A 15,061-nucleotide genomic window follows, 5' to 3' on the forward strand; every position below is an offset into this window, starting at 1 on the left:
ACGAAGTCCACGGCGATGACACCGAGCAGCACGGCGATGGTCACCGCCCACACCCACGGTTGAACGTCCAAGATCTTCTGCTCCATTGCGAGGGGCACGAAAGGTGCCCGCCCCGGTGCCGGGCATCGGGGAACGGATGGGCGGGCCGACTGGGGCGGCGACCATGCCCGAGTGGGAATTGTCCGACGGCGCCATGGTAGATGCCCGCGATCACCCCACCGCACACGCGGGTGCCTCAACGGGTCTCGATGTGACCTGGAAACGCGCTCCGTGAGCGCCCCCGGAGGCTGAGCGGGCAACACCGAGCGTACCCGGTGGGCGCCCCGCGGACCGAGCGGGCGACACTGTGCGGCGCAGCGGGGTGCCGTCCCGGGCGGGCCCGGACCCGGGTAGCGTGGCCGGACGGGCGCCGTCGCCCGGGTCGGTGCCCGCTGCCCCTGACGAACGGAGCCGCGCGCATGCGCATCGGACTCACCGTCCCCCAGTTCGGCCACTTCGCCGACCCCCAGGCCACCGCCCGCGTCGCCGCCGAAGCGGAGTCGATCGGCTTCGACGCGCTATGGGCCTCGGACCGGACGTTGTGGCCCCTGGACCCCAGCGAGCCCTACCCCAGCGGCGACGGCAGCCTCCCCGAGGAGTTCGCCGTCTTCCTCGACCCCATCGTCACGCTGACCGTCGCTGCGGGCGCCACCTCCCGCGTCCGGCTGGGCACCAGCACCCTCAACGCGCTGTGGCAGCCGCCCGTCATGCTCGCCCGCTCCCTCGCCTCGCTGGACCACGTGAGCAACGGGCGCCTGGACGTCGGCATCGGCATGGGCTGGAGCTCCGACGAGTACCGCGCCGCGGGCGTGCCGTGGACCGGCAAGAGTGCCCGCATGGAGGAGACCCTTGACCTCCTGGAGGCCCTGTGGGGCCCCGATCCGGTCGGGCACCAGGGGCCGCTGTGGCAGGTGCCGCCCTCGCGCGTGGGGCTCAAGCCCGTGCAGGTCCCGCGCCCGCCGATCCTCCTGGGCGGGGTGGGCGCCGCGGCGCTGGAGCGGACCGGGCGGCGCGCCGACGGCTGGCTCGGCCTCAATCTGCCCCTGCCGATGCTCACCAGATCATGGGACGCGGTGCGCGCCGCCGCCCTGAAGGCGGACCGCGACCCCGACGCGCTGCGCTTCACGCTGCGGGTCAACATCGAGCTCGCCGAGTCCGAGGGCGATCCCGGCCGCGGCCTGCCCACCGGCACGTTCGGCCAGTACACCGACTACATCAGGGCCGCGGTCGACGCGGGCGTCCAGGAAGTGGCCCTGGAGTTGCAGCAGAGCGCCACCGGCGTCGCGGAGCTGCTCGACCTCGCCGGCCGGTTCCACGAGGTGCTGCGCGCCGGCTGACCACGCTCCGCGCGCCCGGCGGTGGCCGCGCCGCCGGGCGCTCACGCGGCGGGCTCCTGCGGCAGCAGCCGCAGGGGCACCGCCCGGACGTAGCGCTCGGTGGAGTCCAGCACGTTGCCCATGAACTTCACGGTGCGCAGCACCATGCGGCGGTCGGCGATGTGCAGCCCGGGCAGCTCCTCGACCAGCCGCTGCTCGACCCGCTGGAGGTCGGCCGTGGAGCGCAGCCAGACGATGAAGTGGGTGTTCTGGGGCCCGGCGATGGTGCTGCACAGCCGCAGTTCGGGGATGCGCGTGCCGAGGTCGGCGCGGGCCCGTTCCAGCACGCGGGCGTCGACCGACCCCCAGAGCACCGCGGCGGCCGGCCAGCCCAGCTCCGTGCGTGCGATGTCGCAGCGCAGCCCGATGATCCCGCCCCGGAGCAGCCGGTTCAGCCGGCGGGCGGCCGTGGTGGGGCTGACGCCGAGGGCGGCCGCCAGCGCCTGGTAGCCCGCCCGGCCGTCGCCGCACAGCCGGTCGAGGAGCCGCTGGTCGAGTTCGGTGATGCGCCCCTCCGGCACGGGCGCGCCGCTGTCGGCTCCGGTGAGGGCGAGCAGCCGTCGCCGCTGCTCGGGCGCCAGGGCCCGCACCTGCCAGCGGTGCGCCTCGAAGAGGATGCCGGTGACCACGTGCATGCGGTAGGCCACCACGTCCTCGAAGCCGCCGATCCAGTTCAGCAGGTAGTCGGAGAGCCCCTGCACGCTGGCCACCGTGAGCAGCAGGTGGGAGGTGCCCGCGGTGAACTGGATGCTGAGCGTGGACGGATCCTCGGCCAGGGCTGTGGCCACGTCGAGTACGGTGCCGTTCCGGCAGGTCAGCTCCAGGTAGGCCATGTGCACCCGCCCCAGGTACGCCCGCCGGGGGAAGGCGGTGATCCGGGCCAGCCCGGAGTCCTCCAGGTGGTGCCAGCGCCGCGCGAGGGTGGTGGCGTCGACGTCGAGCGTGTGGGAGAGCTCCGACCACGAGGCGCGAGGGGCGATTTGCAGTGCGTTGATGAGGGCGAGGTCGAGCTCGTCGACCTCGGTGGATACCTGCATGGCGGCCTCGAAAAAGCTGGATTCCGGCGTTTCGGACATTTTACCGGTCGGGCGGAGGTACCGTTCCGCAGTGCTCGAAACAGCGCCTGAGCTGCATGTTTCCGCCTTGTTAACGAATGTTTCGAGGTCAGGGTGTGTGGCACATCACCGGAGCCGGACAGTAAGGACGTAGCATGCCGCAGGAGCTCCCCGCCCCCATGGTCGTGATCCGCAACGGGACACTGATCGACGGGACCGGAGCCGCGCCGCTGCCCTCGGCGGCGCTCATCGTGCGCGACGGCGCCATCGACTGGGTCGGCCCCGGATCCGCGCTGCCCGAGATCGGTGGCCCGCACCGGACCGTCGACGCCGGCGGGGCCACCCTGCTGCCCGGCTTCATCGACGCCCACGTGCACATGACCATGCAGGCCGGCCGGATCAACCCCGCCGACCTGGTGCACCAGCCCCCGGGGTTCGGCTACTACGCCGCCATCCCGATCCTGCGCGACACCCTCGCCGCCGGGGTCACCAGCGTCCGCGACCTCGCCGGCCTGGACATGGCCGTGGAGAAGGCGGTGGACGACGGCATCATCCCCGGCCCCCGGCTCACCCTCGCCTACCGCGCCCTGGGCCCCACCGGCGGGCACGCCGACTTCCGCACCTGCTGCGGCTTCGACGCCGGCGCGGCGATGGCCCCCAACGGCGCCATCGGCATGCTCACCGACGGCGTCGACGAGGCGCTGCGCAACACCCGCGAGGCCATGCGCCAGGGCGCCGGCGTCATCAAGGTCATGGCCAGCGGCGGCGTGTGGAGCCCCCGCGACACCCCCTGGCACGACGGGCTCAACATCGCCGAGATGACCGCGGTGGTCCGCGAGGCCGCCGCGCACGGCGTCCCGGTGGCCGCCCACGCCCAGAGCGCCCGCAGCATCCGCAACGCGCTCACCGCGGGCGTCACCAGCATCGAGCACGGCTACGAGATCGACGCCGAAGGCACCGACATGCTCGGCGAGCAGGGCGGCTACCTCGTCCCCACCCTCGCCACCGCCACCATCCCGCCCGACCCCGAGAAGGCGGCGCCCTACGCGGTGGCCAAGAAGCGCAAACTCCAGGAGCACCTGAGCGAGAACATCTCGGCGGCCATCCGCGCCGGGGTGAAGGTCGCGATGGGCACCGACGCGGGCATCTGCCCGCACGGCTACAACCTGCGTGAACTTCCCCTGCTCGTAGAGCACGGGATGACCCCCATGGGGGCCCTGCAAGCCGGCACCCGCAACGCCGCGGAACTGCTGGGAATCGCCGACCGGGTCGGCACCCTGGAGGCGGGCAAGCGCGCCGACATCGTCGTCAGCGCCGTCGACCCGCTCGCCGACATCGCCGCACTCGCCGACCCCGACGCGATCACCGTCGTCCTCAAGGACGGTGTCGTGCACAAGGACACCGCCGGCATCACCGGCCGTCCCGCCCGCCACCCCGCCGCCTGAACCCGCGCGCAGCGCGCAGCGGTGTCCCGCCGCCCCGCCCCTTCCCCGGCCCGGCCATCCACCCGGCCCGCTTTCCCCTGATGAGGTGACCCATGTCGACCCCCGTTGCGCAGGCGACGAAGCCGGGCCTCGGCAACCGGATGCTCGACGCGATCGAGCGCGCCGGCAACCGGCTTCCCGACCCGTTCACGCTGTTCCTGCTCCTGTTCCTGTTCATCGCCGTGCTCTCGACGGCCATGTCCTACCTCGGGCTGGCCGTCACCCTCCCCGGTGAGGACGGGCCCACCCAGATCAAGGGGTTCTTCTCCGCCGAGGGCGTCGCCTGGCTGACCACCTCGATGGTCACCAACTTCATCGAGTTCCCGCCCCTGGGCGTGGTCCTGACGATGCTGCTCGGCGTGGGCATCGCCCAGCGCACCGGGATGCTGACCGCGCTGGTCCGCCGGGCGTTCGGCAACGCGCCGCGGTGGCTGCTGCCCTACGTCGTCGCGTTCACCGCGCTGTGCGCGCACATCATGTCCGACGCCTCGATCATCGTCGTGCCGCCGCTGGCCGCCCTGGTGTTCAAGGCCGCGGGCCGCCACCCGGTGGCCGGCCTGCTGGGCGCCTACGCCACGGCCACGGCCGCCTTCAGCTGCACGCCGTTCGTCACCGCCACCGACGCGCTGCTGTCGGGGATCAGCAACGCCGCGGCCGAGCCGGTCGGCGACCTGACCACCACGGTCACCCCCGTGTCCAACCTGTTCGTCAGCCTCAGCTGCTCGGCGCTGCTGACCATCGGCGCCGGCCTGCTCATCGACAAGGTCCTCGAACCCCGCCTGAACCGGAACGGCGTGGGCCGCGACGAGATCCACGACGACGACGCCCCCGCCGCCCCGGCCCTGTCGGCCGAGCTGACCGACGCCGAGCGCGGCGGCCTGCGCTGGGCGGGGGTCTCCCTGCTGGTGACCGTCGCCGCCCTGCTGGCGCTGATCCTGCCCCCCGGGGCGCCCATGCGCAACGAGGACGGCACCTTCCTGCCGGAGTCGCCCCTGCTCGGCTCGGTGGTCTTCATCGTCTTCCTGGTGCTCGTGGTCCCCGCCGTGGCCTACGGGGCGCGGGTGCGCACCATCACCGGCAGCGAGTCCATCTCGCGGATGATGGCGGAGTCCGTCAAGGACATGGCGAACTTCCTGGTGGTCGCGTTCGTGCTGTCCCAGTTCCTCGCCCTGTTCACCTGGAGCGGGATGTCGTCGTGGATCGCCGTCCAAGGCGCGGCGATGCTGGAGCGGGCGAACTTCACCGGCTTCGGGGCGATCCTCGCGTTCATCGTCGTGGTGACGCTGCTGAACCTGCTGATCACCTCGGGATCGTCGCTGTGGACGCTGCTCGCGGCGGTGTTCGTGCCCATGTTCGCGCTCATCGGCTACGAGGCCGGCTTCATCCAGGCCGCGTTCCGGGTCGGCGACTCCGCCACCCAGGCGCTCACCCCGCTCAACCCCTACCTCGTGATCATCCTGGGCTACCTGCGCAAGTACGAGCCCTCGGCGGGGATGGGCACCATCATCGCCCGCATGCTCCCCTTCACCCTCGTCTTCTGGGTGCTGTGGGTCGGCGTGCTCACCGTCTTCTTCTTCACCGGCGCCTCCATCGGCCCCGGCATGGGCATCCGGCTGTGACCTGAGGGCCGCACCAGGACCGTCCGCCACTCTTTGCCGTCCACCCCATTTCCCATCCCCAGGAAGGGAGGCACACCACCGTGCCCGACGACGTGATTGTGTACCGCAACGCGACCCTCATCGACGGAACCGGCGCCGAGCCCGTCCGCGACGCCGTGGTCGTGACCGCACAGGACTCGATCACCTACGCGGGGCCCGCCCAGGGGGCCCCGCCCGCGCCCGAAGGGGCGCGGGTCACCGACCTGGGCGGGCGCACCCTGCTGCCCGGCTTCTTCGACACCCACGTGCACTTCGGCTTCGAGGACACCAGCCGCCTGGTCCTCAACAACCTCGACATCCACCCCAGCGTGCACGCCTTCGAGACCGCCGAGCGGATGCGCCGCACGCTGGCGGCCGGGGTCACCGGCGCACGCGACCTCGGCGGGATCGACGCGGGCTTCCGCATCGCCCAGGAGCGCGGCCTCATCGCCGGACCGCGCATCCAGGTGGCCCTGCGGCTCATGAGCCACACCGGCGGGCACGCCGACTACACGCTGCCCACCGGGGTCAACCTGCACGAGTGCGGCAACACCACCGGGGAGATCGTCGACTCGGTCCACGAGGCGCGCGTGGGCGCCCGCAAGCTCATGCGCGACGGCGCCGACGTCATCAAGCTCTGCGCCACCGGCGGCGTCTCCAGCCCCTCCGACACCCCCGATGACGAGGGCCTGACGGTCGAGGAGATCGCCGCGGTCGTCGCCGAGACCCGACGCCACGGGGGGCGCCCCGTCGCCGCCCACGCCCAGGGGGCCGCCGGGATCCGCAACGCGGTGCGCGGCGGCGTCACCAGCATCGAGCACGGCTACCTGGTCGACGACGAGGGCATCGACCTGATGCTGGAGCGAGGCACCTTCCTGGTGCCCACGCTGGCGACCTTCGACTTCGAGGACCGCAAGCACCTGATGTCGAAGAAGGCCTACGACACCAAGCGGGCGCTGGCCGACCGGACCTTCGAGCGGGTCGCCGAAGCGGTGCGCCGCGGGGTCCGGGTCGCACTGGGCACCGACGCCGGGATCTCCCCGCACGGCGCCAACCTCGCCGAACTGGTCCACATGGTCCGGGTGGGGATGAGCCCCATGCAGGCCATCGTGGCCGGCACCGGCGCCGCCGCCGAACTGCTGGGCCTGGCCGACCGGTTCGGCACGGTCACGGCGGGCAAGGCCGCCGACCTGGTCGTCTGCGACGGCGACCCGCTGGCCGACGTCGCGGTCCTGGCCGACCCCGCCAAGGTGGCCATGGTCGTCCAGGGCGGCGAGGTGGTCGCCGGAGGCGTCTGACCCCGGCCCGGCCGCGCCCCGGTCCCGCCCGAACGAGGGCGGGGGCCGGGGCGTCGCCGTGTGCGCGAACGGATCCCCCGCGGGGGCGCGCAAGCCGGTTCGCGGGGAGGGGCGCGGGGGAATGTCAGCGGGGCGGGTTAGGGTCGCAAGCGTCGTGAGGACGGCGCCACGGCGCACGCCGCTCGCGGCGACGGCACGCCAGCCCAACGCGGTGCCGACCACGGCCATGGGTGCATCGTCGCGGAGGACGGCCGCAGCGAAGCGCCCATGGTCCGCCGCGTTCGCCCCTGCCCGTGCGGCGCGGTGCGCAGGCGGCCCCCACGGCCCGGCGCACGGGATCCGGCAGCGGTCCGGCCGGTGGGGGAAGACACCGGCCGGGCACACACCCGGACCCCGGCACCGCACGTGCAACGATAACACTGTGGCATAACGCCACTTCGGCTGGTGAGGGGGGAATGTCCGGGTGCGTGTGCACCGCCGGGACCGCGTGCCGCTCCCGGCCGCGGCGCTCGTGTCCCCCGGCTACTGCGGCCCGCTGATCGCCTCGACCGACTCCCGCAGCCCCTCACGCGTCTCCTCGGGCAGCGGCGCCGAACCGGTCTCCTCGGCGGCGCCCTGCTGGCCCTCGGTGCTGATCACGTAGCCGAGGAAGTCGCGGACCGCGGCGGCCTCGCCGGCGTCGTCGTAGTTCAGGCAGGCGATCTCATAGCTCACCAGCACGATCGGGTAGGTGCCGGGCTCGGTGGTGCCGTAGTCCAGCTCCAGGGCGTGGTCGTGCTCGCTGTTGCCCTCGCGCTCGGGGGAGTTCGCGACCACGGCCCCGGCCGACTCCGGCGATACGTGCACGAACTCCTCGCCCACCTTGACGTCGACCGTCGACATGTGGCCGACGTGCGACGCCTCGACGTAGCCGAACGTGCCGTCGCCGGCCTTGACCGCCTGGGCCACGCCGCTGTTGCCCTGGGCCGCCTCGGCCGGGGGCAGCGGCCACTGGCCGCCCGGCTCGTGCGGCCAGGCGTCGCCGGCCGCGGCCGCCAGGTACTCGGTGAAGTTCTCGGTCGTGCCCGACTCGTCGGAGCGGGACACGGGGGTGATCGCGGAATCCGGCAGGTCCGCGTCGGGGTTGTCGGCGGCGATGGCGGGGTCGTTCCATGTGGTGATGTCGCGGTTGAAGATCCCGGCGATCACCTCGGGCGACATGTTCAGCGAATCGACCCCGTCCAGGTTGAACACCACCGCGATCGGCACGATGTAGCCGGGGATGTTGATCGCAGCGGAGCCGCCGCTGCACCGCTCCTGCGCCTCGGCCGCCTCCTCGTCGTCCAGGGCGGCATCGGAGCCGGCGAAGGAGACCGCGCCGTCGATGAACTGGCTGCGCCCCCCGCCCGACCCGATCGAGTTGTAGAACACCTGGGCGTCGGCGCACGCGGTCTGGTAGGCCGCCACCCAGGTCTGCATGGCGTTCTCCTGCGCGCTGGAGCCCGAGGCGGAGATGCTGCCCTCGGCGCACGTGATGCCCGCGGGGACGGGGAGCGGGTCGTTGCCGCGTACGGCGTTGTCGCTGCCGCATCCGGTCGTCAGCGCCAGCGCACCGGCGACAGCGGCGGCGGACAACCTGCGGTAGGCGGACGGCTGCTGCACGGCCTCGTCAATCCCTCTCGGTCGGTGCCGGAGCCATAGGGAGCCCACGTGGGCCCGCCCGGCGGCGGTGGGTGAACCTGCGGTGATCGGACACCGACGACGAATTTAACAACAGGTGGCGCCGTGTGCCGAACGGGGGTGTCGTGGGAAACACCGCAGGCCCGGCACCGCGCCCCTGTGCGGCGGGCGCGCCCCGGTCGTCCGCTGCGGGCTCAGCCCCGGGGCGTGCGGATGCGCGCCAGCACCGCGCGCAGGCCGAGCTCGTAGCCGGTGACCCCGCACCCCGCGATGTAGCCCTGCATGACCGGCGCAGTCACCGACGTGTGCCGGAACTCCTCACGGGCGTACACGTTGGAGATGTGCACCTCGACGCAGGGGGTGTCCACCGCGTCCACCGCATCGCGCAGGGCGATGCTGTAGTGCGCGAACGCGCCCGGGTTGAGCACGATGCCGTCCAGCTCCCGCGCCCGGTGCACCTGGTCGACCAGGACGCCCTCGTGGTTGCTCTGCACGCACTCGACGTCCACGCCCAGCTCCGCCCCGAGGTCGGTGACCCGCTTCTCGATGTCGGCCAGCGTGGTCGTGCCGTACTGGGCGGGATCGCGCACCCCCAGCAGGTTGAGGTTGGGCCCGTTGAGCAGCAGGACGGTCGGCCGGCCGGCGGATCCCGGGGCTGCGGGGTTCTCGGACAACGTGGGACACCTTTTCCATGGTCGAAGCGGCGATCGCCCGAAAGCCTAGTGTGCAGTGGTGGAGCCCACGGGTGGCGATCGGCGGGCCGGTGTGGCGGATAGGGTGGAGGGACCATGACCAGCAGCACCGACCACCGTCCCCCCGCCGTGCTCGGGCGGCTGCGGATGCCCCCGGGTGTGCTGGCCGCCCTGGCGTGTACCCACTGCGGCGCGGGGCTGGCGCCCGCGGGCAATGCGCTGCGCTGTGACCGCGGGCACGGGTTCGACGTCGCGCGCGAGGGCTATGTCAGCCTGCTCAGCGGGCGCCGCCCAGCCGGGACCGGCGACACCGCCGACATGGTCGCCGCCCGCCGGGCGTTCCAGGAGGCCGGCCACTACGCGCCGCTGGCCCGCCGGATCTCCGGCCTGGCGGGGGAGCACGCCGGCCTGACCGGGCGGCCGCCGGCCGGTGGCGGCCTCGTCGCCGACGTCGGCGCGGGCACCGGCCACTACCTGGCCGGGGTGCTCGCCGACCACCCCGGCGCCACCGGCCTGGCGCTGGACGTCTCCAAGTACGCGCTGCGCCGGGCCGCGAAGGCCCACCCCCGTGCGGGTGCGGCCGCCTGCGACGCCTGGCAGGGGCTGCCGGTACGCGACCGCACGGCATCCGCGCTGCTCAACGTGTTCGCCCCCCGCGACGGCGCCGAGTTCCACCGCGTGCTGCGCGCCGACGGCGCACTGATCGTGGCCGGACCCACCACGCGCCACCTGGCCGAACTCATCGCCGCCCTCGGGCTGGTCACCGTCGACCCGCGCAAGGAGGAGCGGATCGACCGGACCCTCGGCGACCGCTTCGTCCGCACGCACCGCGAGGAGCTGGAGGTCCCGCTGCTGCTGCCGCACCGCGACATCGCCACCGCCGTGGGCATGGGGCCCAGCGCCCGCCACCTGTCCGCGGCCGATCTCGCCGGACGGATCGCCGCCCTGCCCGATCCCGCCCCGGTCACCGCGTCCTTCCTCGTCACCGTCCACCGCCCCCGGCCGGCCTGACCTCCGGCCGCACGCACACTCTGCACAGGGAGCCCCAGATGAGCCCGTCCATCGCGACCAACACCCGCGTCTCCCGCGAGGAGCTGCTGGACTTCCTACGGCCGCGCCACCGCGCCGTGCTGCTCACCCGCCGGGCCGGCGGCGGCCCCCAGGCGTCGCCCGTGACCTGCGGCGTGGACACCTCGGGGCGGATCGTGGTCTCGACCTACCCCGAGCGCGCCAAGACCCGCAACGCCGTCCGCGACTCCGCGGTGAGCGTACTGGTGATGTCGGACGACTTCGACGGCCCCTGGGTCCAGGTCGACGGCGCCGCCGAGGTCCTCGACGGCGAGGACGCGGTCGAACCGCTCGTGGAGTACTTCCGGGTGATCTCCGGCGAGCACCCCGACTGGGACGAGTACCGCGAAGCCATGCGGCGCCAGGGCAAGGCGCTGGTGCGCATCACACCCGAGCGGTGGGGGCCGGTGGCCACGGGCGGCTTCCCCGCCCGCCTGGCCTGAGCCCGAGGGGTCGCGCACCCGCCCGGCCCGCGGCGGCCCCTCGGGGCCGCGGCGGCCGGGGCGGCGTGACCGGCCCCCTCAGTCGGCCAGGGCCTCGCGCATGACCTGGAGCTTGGCCTCCGACTCCGCCAGCTCCAGTTCGGGGTCGGACCCGGCGACGATGCCGCAGCCGGCGAACAGGCGGGCGCGCGAGCCGGTGATCTGGGCGCAGCGCAGCGCGATGCCCCACTCGCCGTTGCCCTCGGCGTCGATCCAGCCGACCGGCCCGGCGTAGCGCCCGCGGTCCATCCCCTCGATCTCGCGGATCAGCTCCACCGCCGCCGGCGTGGGCGTGCCGCCCACCGCCGCCGTGGGGTGCAGCGCGGCCACCACGTCCAGGGTCGTCGTCCCCGGCAGCAGCGTGGCGCGCGCCGGTGAGGCCAGGTGCTGCACGTTGGCCAGCTGGAGCAGCCGCGGCCGGTCGGGGATCTCGACCTCCTCCGCCAGCGGCTCCAGGGCCTCGCGCAGCGAGTCGATCGCGTATCGGTGCTCCTCGGCGTCCTTGGTCGAGGCCAGGAGCTCGGCGGCGAGCATGTCGTCGTCGTCCTGGGTCTCGCCGCGCGGGCGCGTGCCCGCCAGCACCAGCGACGCCACCCGGTCGCCCTCGCGGCGCACCAGCAGCTCGGGGGTCGCTCCCACCATGCCGTCGACGGAGAACGTGTAGCAGCCGGGGTAGGCGCGGACCAGCCGCGCCAGCAGGGTGCGCGCGTCGATCCCGCGCTCGGCGTCGGCGACGGCGTCGCGGGCCAGGGCCGCCTTGCCCAGGGCGCCGCCGCGGATGCGCTCCACGGTGGTCGCCACCGCCGCCGTCCACTCCTCGGGAGCCAGCGCCCCCGGGGACCAGCTCAGGGGGCCCACGGGCTGCATCGGGGTGACCCGAGACAGGATCTCCCCGGGGTGGGCCTCGGCGCGGTCACCGATGGTGGTGAGCCACGCGCGCCCGTCGCGCGCCCCCACGATGACGCGGGGGACGATCAGCACCGACCCCGCGCTGCGCGCATCGAAGGTGAAGGTGCCGAAGGCCACAGGCCCGGTGCCCGGCGCCTCGACGGCGTCGTGCACCTCGGCGCGTTCGGCGAGGCCGGCCAGCCAGGCCGCCGCCTCGCGGAAGCGCGCGACGCCGCCGGGGTCGTCCTCGGCCGGAAGCGTGATCCGGGCGGCCTCGCCCCACGCCACGAGCCCCTCGCCCTCGTGCACCCACGCCATGGGCGCTTCGGCGGGCAGGTGGCGCAGCAGCCCGCCGCCCGCGCGCAGGGGGACGGTGCGGACGGTGGGGTGCGGAGCGGTTTCGCGGGCGGTCACGACATTCGAGTCTATAGATCCGCAAGGGCCTCCCCTGTACCGCGGTTCGCGTCCCGCTCGCGCGCACGCGGCGGGACGGACCGGGCCCCGGCCGCCCTTAGGCTGTGCCCGAAACGTGACGAACCGTGGACGGTCCACACAGAGGGTGAGGTGACGTCGTCATGGGGTGGCGGGTGCGCGGTGCGGCGGCGGCCGCGGCGCTTCCACTGCTGGCCGGGTGCTTCGGCGCCCCGTCGGGGGAGGGCTCGGGGTCCGGGGACACGGCGGCCCAGGCGCAGCCCGGGATCCCCGAGGACTGCGAGGCCGACCCGGCGTTTCCCAAGCGGCAGATGCGCGGCGCCTGGCTCACCACGGTCCGCAACATCGACTGGCCCTCCGAGCCCGGGCTGCCGGCCGACGAGCAGCAGGAGGAGCTGCGCGAACGGCTCGACGCCGCGCAGGGGCTCGGCCTCAACACCGTCTTCCTGCACATCCGGCCGACCGCCGATGCGATGTACGCCTCGGAGCTGGAGCCGTGGGCCCGCTACCTCACCGGGGAGCAGGGCGGCGACCCCGGCTACGACCCCCTGGAGTTCGCGGTGGCCGAGGCCCATGAGCGCGGGCTGGAGCTGCACGGCTGGTTCAACCCCTACCGCGTCGGCTTCGCAGACCCCGACCTGGAGAACCTCACCGACGACCACCCTGCGCGGCGCAACCCCGAGTGGCTGGTGGAGTACGGCGACGAAGGCTACCTCGACCCCGGCAACCCGGAGGTCCGCGCGTGGGTGGTCGGCGTCGTGCTCGACGTCGTGGAGCGCTACGACATCGACGGCGTGCACTTCGACGACTACTTCTACCCCTACCCCGCCGAGGGCGAGGAGTTCGACGACGACGCCAGCTGGGAGGCGCACGGCGGCGACGCCGAGAACCGCGACGCCTGGCGGCGCGAGAACATCGACGCCCTCATCGCCGAGGTCCACTCCGGCATCGCCGAGACCAAGCCCTGGGTACTGTTCGGCGTCTCGCCGTTCGGCATCTGGCGCAACGAGGACTCCGACCCCGAGGGCTCGGCGACCGGCGGCCTCCAGTCCTACGACGCCCAGTACGCCGACACCCGCGAGTGGATCCGCGAGGAGACCGTCGACTACATCGTCCCGCAGCTCTACTGGCACCGCGGCTTCGCCACCGCCGACTACGAGGAGCTCGTGCCCTGGTGGGCGGACCAGGTGGCCGGGACCGGGGTGGACCTCTACATCGGCCAGGCGGCCTACCGGGTCGGCGAGGACGACTGGGAGGGCGCCGATGCGCTCTCCCGCCAGCTCGACTTCAACCGGGACCGCCCCGAGGTGACGGGCGACGTGTACTTCTCGATGAAGGACCTGAGCGGGCGCGCGAACGCCGCCATGGACCGGGTCGTCGAGGACCACTACGTGCGCCCGGCGCTGCCGCCCCAGGCCGACGGCGCCGAGGGCGTGCCCGACCCGGTGGGCGAGGTCACGGCCGCGCGCGACGGCGACGAGGTGGAGCTGCGCTGGGACGAGGTCGACGGCGCGCGCTCCTACGCCGTGTACCGCGTGCCGGGCGCGGGCGAGGACCCCTGCGACCTCGCCGACGCCGAGCACCTGGTGGCGGTCGTGGGCGCGGGGGGCGAGGGCACCCGTACCTTCACCGATACCGCTCCGGCCGACGGCGAGGCCCGCTACCAGGTGACCGTGCTCGACGCCTACCGGACCGAGAGCGCGCCCAGCCCCGCCGCCCGGGTCGCTGGCGCGGGGGAGTGACCCGGGAGACTCCCTCCGGGCCGTGAAAAGGGCTGGACCGCTCCGGGAGGCCGGGGCGGCCGGGATGGTCGCCGCCCCGGACCGGAGCGGTCCAGCGTCGCGGGTCCGCCGCCCCGGGGACGCAGGGCGGTGGACGGGGGTTCCGGAGGGGCCGGGGCGGACGCCCGGGCCCGGCTCCGGACGGGTCAGTCGCGGGCCTCGATGCGGGGGGAGTCGCCGGTGCCGGTGGCCGTGTCGGTGGCGGCCGGGGCCGGCTCGGGCGCTTCGGCCCCCTCGGTGCCGGCGGCGGGGGCGGCGGCCTCGGCGTGCAGCCGGCGGTCGGCCAGGTGGGCGCGGACCGACCAGGCGATGGCCGCGGCCCAGACCAGGTAGAGGACGACGTAGACGGCGATCTGGACGCCGCCCGGCACCTCCCCCAGCAAGTCGCTGCGGATGATGGTGCGCGTGTTGGTGAGCACGATGAGGCCGCCCACCGCCGACCCCAGGACCCGGGGCGGGAAGTGGCGGACGATCCAGGCGGCGATGGGCGCGGCGATCACGCCGCCGACCAGCAGCGCCGCGGCCCAGGCGAAGTTGATCCCGGCGGAGCCCAGGCCGATCAGGAAGCCCAGGCTCGCCGCCAGCGCGACGATGAACTCGCTGGTGTCGATGGAGCCGATGACCTTGCGCGGCTCCATGCGCCCGCTGGCGAGCAGGGCCGGGGTGCCCACGGGGCCCCAGCCCCCGCCGCCCGTGGCGTCGACGAACCCGCCGAGCAGGCCCAGGGGGGCCAGGAAGCGCCGGCGCACCGGCTTGCCGAGGTTGCCGCGCGGGGTGCCCCAGGCGGTGAAGCGGACGAGGATGTAGACGCCCAGCGCGAGCAGGATGCCGCTCATGACCGGTTCGGCGGCCTCGGTGGAGAGGCTGCTCAGGACGGTGGCGCCGGCGAAGGAGCCGATGGCGCCGGGCAGGGCGATGCGGCGCACGACCTTCCAGTCGACGTTGCCGAGCCGCCAGTGCGAGACCCCCGAGGCGAGGGTGGTCCCGATCTCGGCCAGGTGCACCGTGGCCGAGGCCGCGGCGGGGTTGGTGCCGATGAACAGGAGCAGCGTCGTTGAGGTGACGCCGTAGGCCATGCCCAGGCTGCCGTCGACGAGCTGGGCGAGTAAGCCGACGAGTCCGAGGAGGACGATGGTCTGCATGGGGGCCTTCCCGTTCGGCAGGGGATTG

At 73.9% G+C, this 15,061-nt stretch carries 12 protein-coding genes; 7 read left to right on the forward strand and 5 right to left on the reverse strand.

Going from position 1 to position 15,061, the window contains the following annotated elements:
- Positions 1–458: 458 nt before the first annotated feature.
- Positions 459–1,376 carry a TIGR03619 family F420-dependent LLM class oxidoreductase gene (locus ACFOVU_RS11855; protein ID WP_378532834.1) on the forward strand — a complete coding sequence of 306 codons (918 nt, stop codon included), beginning with the start codon at positions 459–461 and terminating at the stop codon, positions 1,374–1,376.
- Positions 1,377–1,417: 41 nt separating this feature from the next.
- On the opposite strand, the gene ACFOVU_RS11860 is transcribed toward ACFOVU_RS11855, so the two are convergent.
- Positions 1,418–2,452, reverse strand: a complete 1,035-nt coding sequence (locus ACFOVU_RS11860; protein WP_378532836.1) for an Lrp/AsnC family transcriptional regulator — start codon at positions 2,450–2,452, stop codon at positions 1,418–1,420.
- 173 nt (positions 2,453–2,625) lie between these two features.
- Here ACFOVU_RS11860 and ACFOVU_RS11865 point away from each other — a divergent pair, with 173 nt between their 5' ends.
- The 3 genes from ACFOVU_RS11865 (at position 2,626) to ACFOVU_RS11875 (ending at position 6,889) form a co-directional block, all read left to right on the forward strand.
- A complete protein-coding gene (locus ACFOVU_RS11865; RefSeq protein ID WP_378532838.1) occupies positions 2,626–3,915 on the forward strand; it encodes a metal-dependent hydrolase family protein in 1,290 nt (429 codons plus the stop codon).
- 92 nt (positions 3,916–4,007) lie between these two features.
- Complete coding sequence (locus ACFOVU_RS11870) at positions 4,008–5,573, forward strand: AbgT family transporter (protein ID WP_378532840.1); 1,566 nt, start codon at positions 4,008–4,010, stop codon at positions 5,571–5,573.
- 80 nt (positions 5,574–5,653) lie between these two features.
- Positions 5,654–6,889, forward strand: a complete 1,236-nt coding sequence (locus tag ACFOVU_RS11875) for a metal-dependent hydrolase family protein (RefSeq protein ID WP_378532843.1) — start codon at positions 5,654–5,656, stop codon at positions 6,887–6,889.
- A 522-nt stretch (positions 6,890–7,411) separates the two neighbouring features.
- Here the strand turns inward: ACFOVU_RS11875 and pstS are convergent.
- Both pstS and aroQ read right to left on the reverse strand, forming a co-directional pair.
- On the reverse strand, positions 7,412–8,530 hold the full coding sequence (gene pstS, locus ACFOVU_RS11880) for a phosphate ABC transporter substrate-binding protein PstS (RefSeq protein WP_378532845.1): 1,119 nt from the start codon (positions 8,528–8,530) through the stop codon (positions 7,412–7,414).
- A gap of 212 nt (positions 8,531–8,742) precedes the next feature.
- The gene (aroQ, locus tag ACFOVU_RS11885) at positions 8,743–9,222 is read right to left on the reverse strand and encodes a type II 3-dehydroquinate dehydratase (RefSeq protein ID WP_378532847.1); all 480 of its coding nucleotides are present in this window, start codon (positions 9,220–9,222) and stop codon (positions 8,743–8,745) included.
- A gap of 114 nt (positions 9,223–9,336) precedes the next feature.
- Here aroQ and ACFOVU_RS11890 point away from each other — a divergent pair, with 114 nt between their 5' ends.
- Both ACFOVU_RS11890 and ACFOVU_RS11895 read left to right on the forward strand, forming a co-directional pair.
- Positions 9,337–10,251: a putative RNA methyltransferase gene (locus ACFOVU_RS11890; RefSeq protein ID WP_378532849.1), complete on the forward strand. Its 915-nt coding sequence runs from the start codon at positions 9,337–9,339 to the stop codon at positions 10,249–10,251.
- 38 nt (positions 10,252–10,289) lie between these two features.
- Positions 10,290–10,751: a PPOX class F420-dependent oxidoreductase gene (locus tag ACFOVU_RS11895; RefSeq protein ID WP_378532851.1), complete on the forward strand. Its 462-nt coding sequence runs from the start codon at positions 10,290–10,292 to the stop codon at positions 10,749–10,751.
- A gap of 78 nt (positions 10,752–10,829) precedes the next feature.
- Here the strand turns inward: ACFOVU_RS11895 and ACFOVU_RS11900 are convergent, their stop codons facing one another.
- Entirely contained in the window at positions 10,830–12,092 is a 1,263-nt protein-coding gene (locus ACFOVU_RS11900) for an isochorismate synthase (RefSeq protein WP_378532853.1), read from the reverse strand.
- A 161-nt stretch (positions 12,093–12,253) separates the two neighbouring features.
- On the opposite strand from ACFOVU_RS11900, the gene ACFOVU_RS11905 reads away from it, so the two are divergent.
- Positions 12,254–13,852, forward strand: coding sequence for a glycoside hydrolase family 10 protein (locus ACFOVU_RS11905; protein WP_378532855.1), 1,599 nt, complete (start codon positions 12,254–12,256; stop codon positions 13,850–13,852).
- A gap of 185 nt (positions 13,853–14,037) precedes the next feature.
- On the opposite strand, the gene ACFOVU_RS11910 is transcribed toward ACFOVU_RS11905, so the two are convergent.
- The gene (locus ACFOVU_RS11910) at positions 14,038–15,033 is read right to left on the reverse strand and encodes a sulfite exporter TauE/SafE family protein (RefSeq protein WP_378532857.1); all 996 of its coding nucleotides are present in this window, start codon (positions 15,031–15,033) and stop codon (positions 14,038–14,040) included.
- Between the last annotated feature and the right edge of the window lie 28 nt (positions 15,034–15,061).

Source organism: Nocardiopsis sediminis (genome assembly GCF_042650565.1).
In the GTDB taxonomy this organism is placed as follows: Bacteria; Actinomycetota; Actinomycetes; order Streptosporangiales; family Streptosporangiaceae; genus Nocardiopsis_B; species Nocardiopsis_B sediminis.

Bases quoted from the DNA above. Each gene is read 5' to 3' on its own strand.
- ACFOVU_RS11910 (WP_378532857.1), bottom strand. From the start codon at position 15,033: ATGCAGACCATCGTCCTCCTCGGACTCGTCGGCTTACTCGCCCAGCTC.
- ACFOVU_RS11895 (WP_378532851.1), top strand. From the start codon at position 10,290: ATGAGCCCGTCCATCGCGACCAACACCCGCGTCTCCCGCGAGGAGCTG.
- ACFOVU_RS11870 (WP_378532840.1), top strand. From the start codon at position 4,008: ATGTCGACCCCCGTTGCGCAGGCGACGAAGCCGGGCCTCGGCAACCGG.
- ACFOVU_RS11860 (WP_378532836.1), bottom strand. From the start codon at position 2,452: ATGCAGGTATCCACCGAGGTCGACGAGCTCGACCTCGCCCTCATCAAC.
- ACFOVU_RS11855 (WP_378532834.1), top strand. From the start codon at position 459: ATGCGCATCGGACTCACCGTCCCCCAGTTCGGCCACTTCGCCGACCCC.
- ACFOVU_RS11865 (WP_378532838.1), top strand. From the start codon at position 2,626: ATGCCGCAGGAGCTCCCCGCCCCCATGGTCGTGATCCGCAACGGGACA.
- ACFOVU_RS11905 (WP_378532855.1), top strand. From the start codon at position 12,254: ATGGGGTGGCGGGTGCGCGGTGCGGCGGCGGCCGCGGCGCTTCCACTG.
- ACFOVU_RS11890 (WP_378532849.1), top strand. From the start codon at position 9,337: ATGACCAGCAGCACCGACCACCGTCCCCCCGCCGTGCTCGGGCGGCTG.